The organism is Pseudoflavonifractor sp. 524-17 (assembly GCF_009935845.1).
Taxonomy (GTDB): domain Bacteria; phylum Bacillota; class Clostridia; order Oscillospirales; family Oscillospiraceae; genus Pseudoflavonifractor_A.
In genome coordinates this window covers 1-10402 of sequence record NZ_QWEK01000078.1, presented here as the reverse complement: position 1 = coordinate 10402, position 10402 = coordinate 1, and the positions used below count along the sequence as shown (strand labels likewise).

The window sequence follows — 10402 nt, the reverse complement described above, 5'->3', positions numbered from 1 at the left end:
TGCTGCCCTTATGTATCTTTATGCTTTGCGGCCTGCCAGAACTTTTTCCTGGCAGGCCGCTTTTCGACAAGCTGGGCACAGCCCGCAGGCTGTGCCGTTTTTGTTATTTCCGCTGGTCAATGGGCTGATAGGGGGCGTGTTGGCCTACGTACTGGTAGGCAGGCCGGATGATCTTGCCCATATTGATCAGCTCTTCCATACGGTGGGCGCTCCACCCCGCCACCCGGGCCATGGCGAACAGAGGGGTGTACAGCTCCTGGGGCAGCTCCAGCATATGGTAGATAAAGCCGGAATAGAAGTCCACGTTGGCGGACACGCCCTTGTACATGGTCCGCTGGCCGGAGATGAGCTCCGGACCCAGCCGCTCCACCATACAGTACAGCTCGTACTCCTCTGTACGGCCCTTCTCCCGGGAGAGCTTTTCCACCATGCCGTGGAGGATGTTGGCCCGGGGGTCGGACAGGGAGTACACCGCATGTCCCATGCCGTAGATGAGCCCCGACTTGTCAAAGGCCCGCTTTTCCAACAGTGCCTTGAGATAGGCCCGCACCTCGCCCTCGTCCTTCCAGTCGGAAAGGTGGCGCTTCATGTCCTCAAACATGCGGATGACCTTGATATTCGCGCCGCCGTGGCGGGGGCCCTTCAGAGAGGCCAGGGCCGCCACCATGCAGGCGTAAGTATCCGTGCCGGAGGAGGTGACCACGTGGGTGGTAAAGGTGGAGTTATTGCCGCCGCCGTGCTCCGCGTGAAGCATGAGGCAGATATCCAGGGTGTGGGCCTCCCAGTAGGAGTAGGTCTCGTCCGGCCGCAGCAGGGCCAAAATATTCTCCGCTGTGGAGTGGGCCGGGTTGGGGGCGTGGATGAACAGGCTGTTGCCCTCTTTATAGTGATAGGCCTGATACCCGTACACCGCCAGCATGGGGAAGACCGCCAGCAGCTGCATACACTGCCGGGTCACGTTGGGCAGGGAGATATCGTCCGCATCCTGATCATAGGAGGCCAGGTTAAGCACACTGCGGGCCAGGGAATTCATAATATCCCCACTGGGAGTCTTTAAAATTACATCCCGCACAAAATTGTTAGGCAGCGTGCGGTAGTAGGCCAACTGCCGGCAGAAAGCGGCCAGCTCCTCCTGGGTGGGCAGCTTGCCCATCATCAACAGGTAGGCCACCTCCTCAAAGCCATAGCGCTTCTCCCGCAAAACCCCGGTCACCAGCTCCTCCACGTCAATGCCCCGGTAGTAGAGCTTGCCGTCGCAGGGGTGGCTCTCCCCATCCACTATTTTTTTTGCGATAATATCCGATATCTCCGTCAAACCCGCCAGGACGCCCTTGCCGTTCAGGTCCCGCAGGCCCCGCTTCACATCAAACCGGATATAGTCTTTTGGGTCGATGTTGCTATGACTGCGGCTCACCGCCGCAAGCGCCTCGATTTCAGGCGTCACCACGCCATAATTGGGGTTGCTCGCCATAGATACCTCCGTTCCACATTCAATCCCTTTGCGCCGGCAGCACCTGCCGGCCAATTAAATACATACCGCTTGCTTGTATTATAACACACAATTGTTACTAGAATATGAATCACATTACGTTTTTTCTTGCATCTGTCTCAGGAGAGCTCAGGTCAAAAAGGCTTTGATTTCCTCCAAACGCCCGCTGGCCTGATCGTAGCCGGCACGCCACAGGGCCTTGATCTTATGCACGTCCTTCTCCACCCGGGAGAAGCCCTGGGTGCTGTCCGGGGCCAGGAGGAGGACTTTGCCCTCCCGCTCCAGGCGGAAGAGCTCCTCCCGGCCGGCGTTGTACACCTCTGCCCGGCGGCGCATGGTCTCACAGAATTTGGGATAGCGGCAGTACCGCAGGTCAACGGCGGGCTGGAGCTTTTCCGGCTGCCGGCGGTAGCTCCGCTCCCGGGTGAGCACCACTACCACCCGGTCGCACCCCTGGTCAAAGGCCCGTCGGAAGGGCACCGCGTCCGCCGCGCCCCCGTCCAGGCACTTCAGCCCGTCCAGATTGTAGATGGGGAAAAGCAGCGGCATGGCGCAGGTGGCCTGGAGGAGAAGGAAGTCCTTGTCCCGCCGGGGCACCGGGAGGTATACCGCCTCCCCCGTCTCCACATCGGTGACCACCGCCTCCGCTGTACCCGGCCACTGGGCAAAGGTCTCGTAGTCAAAGGGCACCAGATGGTTTGGAATGTCGTCATAGATGAATTTCAGGCCAAAATAGCACCGGTTTCCCGGCTTGAGGAGATTGCGCTTACCCATATACCGCTTGTCGTTGGCGTATTTGGTTAAAATCTCCAGATTTCGTCCAAACTGCTTGGAGAGGTAGCTGACGCCATAGGCGATTCCAGCGGACACCCCCACCAGATAATCAAACTCAATCCCGCCCTCCAGCAGAGCGTCGGTGACGCCGCTGGAGAAAATGGTGCGCAGGGCACCTCCCTCCAGCACAATGCCTGTTTTCATATCTTCCGCCTCCCATTCAGCCCTGCCGCCGGCGCAGCAGGAAGGTGGCCCCAAAGATCAGGGCCAGACACAGGGTAATGCACGCCCCTGTGGACGCCCCCAGGTAGTAGGAGAGCATCAGCCCCCCCACTCCGGCGGCCAGCGCCCCCAGCACGGAAAACAGGTGATACTCCCGCAGGTTGCGGGACACATTCCGCCCCGCCGCGCCGGGGAGCACCAGCAGAGAGTTGATCACCAGCAGGCCCACCCAGGTCATGGACACTGTCACTACCACGGCGATGGCCGCGTTGAACACCGCCTCTTGCCAGAAGACCCGGATTCCCCGGCTGTCCGCCAAAGCGGGGTGGACGGAGGCGAGCATCAGCTGGTTAAAGGAGCACACCCACAGCACCGCCACCACCAGCAGCAGCAGGGCCAGCAGGGCAATCTTCCCCGGCTCCACGCTGAGAATGTCCCCGATCAGCAAGGCGTTGAATTTGGTAAAGCTGCCGCCGCCCAACGTTGCCACAAAAATGCCCAGGGCCACGGCGGTGGAGGAGAACACCCCGATCACCGTATCACTGGCCAGATTGGTCCGGCGGCGGACATAGGTAAACAGCAGGGCGAAGGCCGCCGCGAAGAGTACCGCGCACCACATGGGGTCCGCCAGGCCGGCCAGGGCGCCGATGGCCACGCCGGTAAAGGCGGAGTGGCCCAGGGCGTCGGAAAAGAAGGACATCCGGCTCTCCACCACCATGGTAGACAGCAGCCCGAACAGGGGGGAAATGACCAGCACCGCCAGCAGGGCGTTTTTCATAAAATACATAGTGTGGGGCTGGGCCCACTCAAAGGGCAGCAGCTCCACCAGATGATACCAAAGCTCCAAATTATGCCCCCCCTCTCCCCAGATCCAGATGAAAGACCGCTTGAAATTCCTTCGAGTGCAAAACCTCCTCCGGCGGCCCCACCCGGAGCACTCCGGATTTCAGCAGCACCACCTTGTCCGCGTACTGGCCCAGCGTGGCGAAGTCGTGGGTGGAGAAGAGGATAGACAGGTCATAGGTCCTGCGGATCTCGTCCAGCATGTCCATGAGCTGCCGCTCCCCGTCGATGTCCACCCCGGACAGGGGCTCGTCCAGAATGAGGATGTGGGGCAGGGGCTCCAGAGCCAGGGCCAGCAGCACCCGCTGGAGCTCCCCTCCGGACAGCGCGCCCAGCCGCTTGTCGATAAGCGCCCCGCCGTGGACCCGCTCCAGGCAGGATAATACCCTGGCCCGCAGTTTCTGGGGCATGGGGAGAAAGGCCGGCCAGTCAGACACCGCCGCGGCGAAAAAATCCAGCACGCTCACCGGGTCCCCCCGGTCAAAGCTGGGGCTTTGAGGCACATAGCCGATCAGAGGCCGGGTCCTATTTCCCCCCGCCCGCTGGAACGCAATGGACCCGCTGTACTCCATCTGGCCCAGAATGGCCTTGAACAGAGAGCTCTTTCCCGCGCCGTTTGGGCCAATGAGGGCCACAATCTCCCCGCAGTGGAGGTGAAACCCCACGTCGTTCAGGATCTGGTCCCCCCCGATGCTTACCCCTAGATGTTCAATTTTCAGGCAGCACGCCCCGGTGCAGCCCGGGCCGGCGTTCTGGTGCTTTTGTATTCTCATGTAAGCGCCTCCGCAAGGGTGTTGATGTTGATCCTCATGGCGGTGAGATAGGGTTCCAGTCCTGTCCCCTCGCCGCTCATGACCATGGACAGCTGGGCCACCGCCACCCCGGTCTCCCGCCGGAGGGCCTTCGCCGTGGCATCGGAACCGTTGACCTCGGTGAACACGGCGGGAATCCCCCGCGCTTTGATCAGCGCCGTCAGCTCCTTAAATTCCCGGGCGGAGGTCTCGCTGCCCTCCTCCTCCTCAATGGCCATGAGAATTTCCAGATCAAAGCTGTCTGCGAAATAGTTGAAACCGTCGTGAAAGGGGATAAGCCCCCGGTTTTTCAGAGGGGCCAAGGTCTCCATACCGGTCTCCCACAGCTGGGTGAGTTCTCCCCGCACAGTTACCGCATTGGCGGCGTACCGCTCCCCATTGGCCGGGTCAGCCTCCACCAGGATGCGGGCGGCGTTGTCCGCCATATCCGCGTACCGCAGGGGATCCAACCAGATATGGGGGTCGTATGCTCCGTGGTCATGGCTGTGATCGTGGTCCGGCTCGTGTTCGCCGGCGTAGAGGAGCGCAATCCCGGCGGAGCAGTCCGCCGCCGGCGTCCGGCAGGCGGACAGGGCGGCGTCCATAAAATCCTCAAACCCCGCGCCGTTCATCAAAATCAGATCCGCCCGCTCCAGGGCCTTCATGTCCGCGATGGTCAGGGTATAATCGTGCAGGCAGCTCATGGGCTGGTTGATCACCGGCACCACCTCTACACCCTCCGCCCCCTCCGCCAGGGCGCTGGCCAGACAGTACACCGGCCAGGTGGTGGCCGCCACGGTAAAGGTGTCCTCCCCGCCGCCCGCCGCCGGGGCGCAGCCGGAAAGCAAAATCCAAAAAAACACCGAAAAAAGCGTGATTTTCCTCATTTATCGAACCTCAAGCCATTTTTCACAATAAGGAACAAAACCGGACAGGCACAACCGCCTGTCCATGTTTTTTCTATTATACTCCCCTGGAAGCAATTTGTAAAACAAATCTTTATTTTCTGCAAAATCGCCAATAGATGTAGTTTTCTGATTTGTTCATTCATTTGGGAATTTTCTAACTCTATACTGGACAAAACTAACTCTAATAGAATGGAGTGTCCATATTGAGTAAGTTAAATGATGTTTTGATCGGGAAGCGAATCCGCCAATGGCGGAAAAAGCGCGGGTACAGCCAAATGCAGTTTGCTGAAGTGGTGGATCTCAGCACAAACTATTTAAGCGGCATTGAATGTGGTAAAAAGCACCCCACTTTGTATACGTTTATCCGCATTGTCAACGCCTTGGACTGCACTGCAGACGACCTGCTCACCGACCTGATCCCCGCCGCCCGCGCCACCGGCGCGGCCCAGCTCCTCGAGGAGCTGGCCTCTCTCCCCCAGGAGCAGTACCTTGTGGCCCTCACTACCATGGACGCCATGGTTTCCGCCTTCAAAAATTCGAAAACGTTCGAGGATTGACGACCATTTTCGACGAACTTTGACACCTCCCTTGCTCTATACTAACGCTAACGGAACTATAATTCCGAATTGTGTTAGCTTGGAGGAATATTTATGAGGCACACAATGCCGCACTGGAACTTCTGGCGCCTGGAATGGCACTGGTTCTGGTTCCTGTACTACCGGGAGCGGGCCACCGCCTTCTTGCAGCCCGACGGCAGCTTCCCTCCCAAACCGTCAAAGGCATACCGCCGGTTTGCTGCTCACTACGCCAAGGCCGGGCATCACAGTACAAAAATTACCATTCTCTCCCCATCCTCCGACGCTGTCCCCATTCCCATCTCTATACTCATAAATGATTCTTCAGGGATCCACAGGGGCGGGCAGCCCTCCGGGGGGGCCCTACGCGGGCGGCGCCAGGGCCCTTTCCCGAAAGGGCCCTGGACCCAAAGGGCCAGAGGGGGGGAGGCTCCCCCCTCTGGACTCCCCCAAACCTGTAGACGGGCGGCCTCTAAATTCATCAGACACGAGACAAGCTAGTTACGCCCGCCCCATCAGCGTAAAAGACAAACTATTTAAGCCCGCGTCGTATACAACGCAAAACTTGTCAGCCGCAGCAATTCAAGTATGCTGTCCGACGGCCGCCTTTTTGGGTGCGTTGCAACCAACTCCGTGGCGGCCGTCAGATCCAGTTCTTGAATCGCTGCGGCTGACAAGTTTTACAGTGTAGTCGACGCGGGCTTTTTTGTAACGACTGACGCAGGAACGCATCGGGCGCGGGCGCAACTGCTTTGCGCTTACCTCTCGCCTGAACATAGAGGCCGCCCGCCCGGGGGATTCCCATGGGGGGGAAGCCCCCCATGGGCCCTTTGGGTCCAGGGCTCTTTCGCCGGCCGCGCAGGCCCGCCCCCGGGGGAAATCCCCCGCTGTCAATCCATTTTAACTCTAACTTTTAGAACAGCCCGGAAATCACGCCGTTCTCGTCAATATCGATCTTTTCCGCGGAGGGCACCTTGGGCAGCCCAGGCATGGTCATAATATCCCCGGTGAGGGCCACCAAGAACCCGGCGCCGGCGGAGACCTTCAGGTTGCGCACGGTGATGCGGAAGCCCTTGGGCGCACCCAGCAGGGCGGCGTTGTCAGAGAAGGAGTACTGGGTCTTGGCCATGCAGATGGGCAGATTGCCATAGCCCAGATCGGTGAGCTGTTTGAGCTGCTTGCGGGCGCCGGGGGTCAGATCCACACCGTCAGCCCGGTAGATCTTGGTGGCGATGGCGTTGAGCTTGGCCTCAATGGAGTCCTCCACATCGTAGCAGAAGCGGAAGTTGTTGGGTTGCTCGCACAGGCGGATGACCTCCTCGGCCAGGGCCTTGCCGCCCTCGCCGCCCTTGGCCCACACCTCGGACAGGGCCACGTTGACCCCCAGCTCCCTGCATTTGTCCTCCACCAGCTTCAGCTCGGCTGCGGTGTCGGTGGGGAAGGCGTTGATGGCCACCACGCAGGGCAAGCCAAAGACCTTGGTCACGTTCTCTACGTGCTGGAGCAGGTTGGGCAGGCCGGCCTCCAGCGCCTGGAGGTTCTCCTGGTTCAGATCCGCCTTGGCCACACCGCCGTGGTGCTTCAGGGCGCGGACAGTGGCCACAATCACCACCGCGCTGGGGGCGAAGCCGGCGGCGCGGCACTTGATGTCCAAAAACTTCTCCGCGCCCAGATCGGCGCCGAAGCCCGCCTCAGTGACCACATAATCTCCCAGCTTCATGCCGATGTCGGTGGCCATGATGGAGTTGCAGCCGTGGGCGATGTTGGCGAAGGGACCGCCGTGGATGAGGGCGGGGTTGTGCTCCAGAGTCTGCACCAGATTGGGCTTGATGGCGTCCTTCAGCAGGGCGGCCATGGCCCCCTCGGCGTGGAGATCGGCGGCGGTGACGGGCTTGTCGCTGCGGGAGTAGGCCACTACCATCCGGGCCAGCCGGGCCTTCAGATCGGTCAGGCTGGTGGCCAGGCAGAGCACCGCCATGATCTCAGAGGCCACGGTGATGTCAAAGCCGTCCTCACGGGGCACACCGTTGGGCTTGCCTCCCAGGCCGCACACAATGCTGCGCAGCTGCCGGTCGTTCATGTCCACTGCCCGCTTCCAGGTAATGCGGCGCACGTCGATGTCCAGGGCGTTCCCCTGCTGAATGTGGTTGTCCAGCATGGCGGCCAGCAGGTTGTTGGCCGCGCCGATGGCGTGGAAGTCGCCGGTAAAATGGAGGTTGATCTCCTCCATAGGCACCACCTGGGCATAGCCGCCGCCGGCAGCGCCGCCCTTGACGCCGAACACCGGGCCTAGAGAGGGCTCCCGCAGGGCCAGAACCACTTTTTTATTCAGCTTGCCCAGGGCATCCGCCAGACCCACGCTGGTGGTGGTCTTGCCCTCGCCGGCGGGGGTGGGGTTGATGGCGGTCACCAGCACCAGCTTGGCCTTCCGGGGCAGATCCCGCAGGGCGTTCAGGTCCAGCTTGGCCTTGGTGCGGCCATAGGGCTCCAGCGCATCCTCGCCGATGCCCAGCTGTGCCGCCACTTCGGCGATGGGGCGCATTTTTGCCTCCTGGGCAATTTCAATATCCGTTTTCATGGGATGGTGCCTCCTTCTATAAAATGATAACAGCAAATGGAACTCACGATTATTATTTGGTTTTTTCTATATTTTACATTATTTTCTGTCCCTATCCTACCACGGTTTTGACCATATTGTCAAGACTCATGGGTTCAATTTTATAAAAAAGGACCGGGGATACAACCCCGGTCCGCATGTTCCATAGCGCTTGCGCAGTCTATTTTGTGCCGAAGATACGGTCTCCCGCATCCCCCAGGCCGGGGACAATGTAACCTTGGCCGTTGAGCTTCTCATCCACTGCGGCCACATAGATATCCACATCCGGATGGTCCCGCTGCACCCGCTCGATCCCCTCGGGGGCGGCGATGATGTTCATCAGCTTGATGTGCTTCACGTCGTAATTCTTGATGAACTGGATGGCCGCGGAGGCGGATCCGCCGGTGGCCAGCATGGGATCCAGGATGATAATATCCCGCTCGGCGATATCGCTGGGCATCTTGCAGTAGTACTCCACCGGCTCCAGAGTCTGGGGGTCCCGGTACAGGCCGATATGGCCCACCTTCGCCGCAGGCAGCAGGTTCAAAATGCCGTCCACCATGCCCAGGCCCGCCCGCAGGACGGGGACAATGGCCAGCTTTTTCCCCGCCAGGCACTTGAACTTGGCGGCGGACACAGGGGTCTTGATCTCCACATCCTCCAGCGGCAGATCCCGGGTGGCCTCATAGCACATCAGGGTGGCTACCTCGGACACTACCTCGCGGAATTCCTTCGACCCGGTCCGCTCGTCCCGCAGGATGGACAGCTTGTGCTGTAACAGCGGGTGGTCCAGAACGTGTACCTTTTCCATATTCATGGTCATCTTCCCCTTTTTCTGTTGATTGACGGCGCCGCCGCCGGACAAATTACCATTGCTCAGCTCTGCCCCAGCCGTTCCAGCCGCTCCCGCTCCGCCTGGGACAGGCGGTGATATACGGGGGCCAGCCGGCGGGCGTCGGTCAGCGCGCCGCTGCGGGCCTGCTCCAAGGCGGAGCGCGCCACCCCCCAGGCACTTTGCAGCCGCAGATGGGGGGGGGCCAGCCGGACCTCCACCCCCCGCTCTCTCAGAGCATTATAACACAAAACCGCCCCGTCTCCAATAAGAATTTGCGGCGTTTTGTCCCTTTTCAGCTCCGCCTCCAGGCCGTCCAGCCCAATGGCCCGGTCGGGGGTCAGCCGGGCCAGGCGCTCCCCCTCCCCAAGAAAGCGGGCGTTGTAGACCTGGCTGCGCCGGGCGTCCATCACCGGGCACAGGGCGCACTCCATGTGGGCCGCCGTCCAGGCCATGGCCTCCAGGGTGGACACCCCGGCGCAGGGCTTGTCCAGAGACCAGGCCAGCCCTTTCACCGCCGACACGCCAATGCGCAGCCCCGTAAAAGAGCCCGGCCCCGCCGCCACCGCCATCAGGTCCACTTCCGCCAGGGCCGTGCCGCAGTGCTCCAGCATCTGGGTCAGCATGGGCATTAACGTGCGGCTGTGGGTGAGGCCATTGTTCTGAAAGGACTGGGCCACCAGCCGCTCCTCCTCACACAGCGCCACGGAGCACGCCGTGGCCGACGATTCAACCGCCAGTATCTTCACGCCTCTCCCCCCTCAATTCGGATCCGCCGCTGTCCGTCATGGGCCCCCCGGCGTATGTCCACCCGGACGTCCGCCGTCAGGTCCTCCGCCGCCACCTCGCTCCACTCCACGGCACACACGCCCCCCCGGGCCAGATAGTCCTCCCACCCGATGTCGTACAGCTCCTCCGCCGAGCCCAGCCGGTATAAGTCAAAGTGAAACAGGGGCATCCGCCCCCCCTCGTACTCGTTGACAATGGTGAAGGTAGGGCTGGTCACCCGGTCCCCAATCCCCAGCCCCCGGGCCAGGCCGCGGACAAAGGCGGTCTTCCCCGCCCCCAAGTCCCCGGTGAAGGCCACCACACTCCCCGGCCGGAGGGTGCGGGCCAGCGCCTCTCCCAGCGCCTCTGTCTCCTCCGCCCCGTTGGAACAGTACTCCATCGCTCATCCCTCCTGAACGCCTGCAAAGCCATGTCACAGCCGTATAAACACGGCCATTGTTGGGCTATTATAGCATGGAATCCGCCAACTTTCAATCCGCATCCCGCCGCCGGAATTTCCTCCGGGCCTGTAAGTTTGTCAAAGATATTGGACAATGAACTCGACAGGAGAAGCCAGGGAAGCGGCCTCATCGGCAAGCTGTTG

Annotated in this window: 10 protein-coding genes; 1 reads left to right on the top strand and 9 read right to left on the bottom strand. The window is 60.9% G+C overall.

Annotated features, from left to right (window positions below; translation table 11 throughout):
• Positions 1-103: 103 nt before the first annotated feature.
• The 5 genes from D1159_RS17810 to D1159_RS17790 form a co-directional block, all read right to left on the bottom strand.
• Positions 104-1471, bottom strand: a complete 1368-nt coding sequence (locus D1159_RS17810; protein WP_161846954.1) for a citrate/2-methylcitrate synthase — start codon at positions 1469-1471, stop codon at positions 104-106.
• A 147-nt stretch (positions 1472-1618) separates the two neighbouring features.
• Complete coding sequence (locus tag D1159_RS17805) at positions 1619-2467, bottom strand: patatin family protein (RefSeq protein WP_161846953.1); 849 nt, start codon at positions 2465-2467, stop codon at positions 1619-1621.
• A gap of 16 nt (positions 2468-2483) precedes the next feature.
• Positions 2484-3332, bottom strand: a complete 849-nt coding sequence (locus D1159_RS17800; RefSeq protein WP_243152376.1) for a metal ABC transporter permease — start codon at positions 3330-3332, stop codon at positions 2484-2486.
• A gap of 1 nt (position 3333) precedes the next feature.
• Entirely contained in the window at positions 3334-4101 is a 768-nt protein-coding gene (locus tag D1159_RS17795; RefSeq protein WP_161846952.1) for a metal ABC transporter ATP-binding protein, read from the bottom strand.
• Positions 4098-5006 carry a metal ABC transporter substrate-binding protein gene (locus D1159_RS17790; protein WP_161846951.1) on the bottom strand — a complete coding sequence of 303 codons (909 nt, stop codon included), beginning with the start codon at positions 5004-5006 and terminating at the stop codon, positions 4098-4100. The genes D1159_RS17795 and D1159_RS17790 overlap by 4 nt, the downstream gene beginning before the upstream one ends.
• A gap of 215 nt (positions 5007-5221) precedes the next feature.
• On the opposite strand from D1159_RS17790, the gene D1159_RS17785 reads away from it, so the two are divergent.
• Complete coding sequence (locus tag D1159_RS17785) at positions 5222-5584, top strand: helix-turn-helix transcriptional regulator (RefSeq protein ID WP_347563725.1); 363 nt, start codon at positions 5222-5224, stop codon at positions 5582-5584.
• Positions 5585-6515: 931 nt separating this feature from the next.
• On the opposite strand, the gene D1159_RS17780 is transcribed toward D1159_RS17785, so the two are convergent.
• The 4 genes from D1159_RS17780 to tsaE form a co-directional block, all read right to left on the bottom strand.
• Positions 6516-8180, bottom strand: coding sequence for a formate--tetrahydrofolate ligase (locus D1159_RS17780; RefSeq protein ID WP_161846950.1), 1665 nt, complete (start codon positions 8178-8180; stop codon positions 6516-6518).
• Positions 8181-8379: 199 nt separating this feature from the next.
• Positions 8380-9009 carry a uracil phosphoribosyltransferase gene (gene upp / locus D1159_RS17775; RefSeq protein WP_161846955.1) on the bottom strand — a complete coding sequence of 210 codons (630 nt, stop codon included), beginning with the start codon at positions 9007-9009 and terminating at the stop codon, positions 8380-8382.
• 65 nt (positions 9010-9074) lie between these two features.
• Positions 9075-9779, bottom strand: coding sequence for a tRNA (adenosine(37)-N6)-threonylcarbamoyltransferase complex dimerization subunit type 1 TsaB (gene tsaB / locus D1159_RS17770; RefSeq protein WP_161846949.1), 705 nt, complete (start codon positions 9777-9779; stop codon positions 9075-9077).
• On the bottom strand, positions 9776-10198 hold the full coding sequence (tsaE, locus tag D1159_RS17765) for a tRNA (adenosine(37)-N6)-threonylcarbamoyltransferase complex ATPase subunit type 1 TsaE (RefSeq protein ID WP_161846948.1): 423 nt from the start codon (positions 10196-10198) through the stop codon (positions 9776-9778). The genes tsaB and tsaE overlap by 4 nt, the downstream gene beginning before the upstream one ends.
• Positions 10199-10402 lie beyond the last annotated feature (204 nt).

Excerpts from the sequence above, each read along its gene's own strand:
- D1159_RS17810 (WP_161846954.1), bottom strand. The coding sequence starts at position 1,471 with ATGGCGAGCAACCCCAATTATGGCGTGGTGACGCCTGAAATCGAGGCG.
- D1159_RS17805 (WP_161846953.1), bottom strand. The coding sequence starts at position 2,467 with ATGAAAACAGGCATTGTGCTGGAGGGAGGTGCCCTGCGCACCATTTTC.
- D1159_RS17795 (WP_161846952.1), bottom strand. The coding sequence starts at position 4,101 with ATGAGAATACAAAAGCACCAGAACGCCGGCCCGGGCTGCACCGGGGCG.
- D1159_RS17790 (WP_161846951.1), bottom strand. The coding sequence starts at position 5,006 with ATGAGGAAAATCACGCTTTTTTCGGTGTTTTTTTGGATTTTGCTTTCC.
- D1159_RS17780 (WP_161846950.1), bottom strand. The coding sequence starts at position 8,180 with ATGAAAACGGATATTGAAATTGCCCAGGAGGCAAAAATGCGCCCCATC.
- upp (WP_161846955.1), bottom strand. The coding sequence starts at position 9,009 with ATGGAAAAGGTACACGTTCTGGACCACCCGCTGTTACAGCACAAGCTG.
- tsaE (WP_161846948.1), bottom strand. The coding sequence starts at position 10,198 with ATGGAGTACTGTTCCAACGGGGCGGAGGAGACAGAGGCGCTGGGAGAG.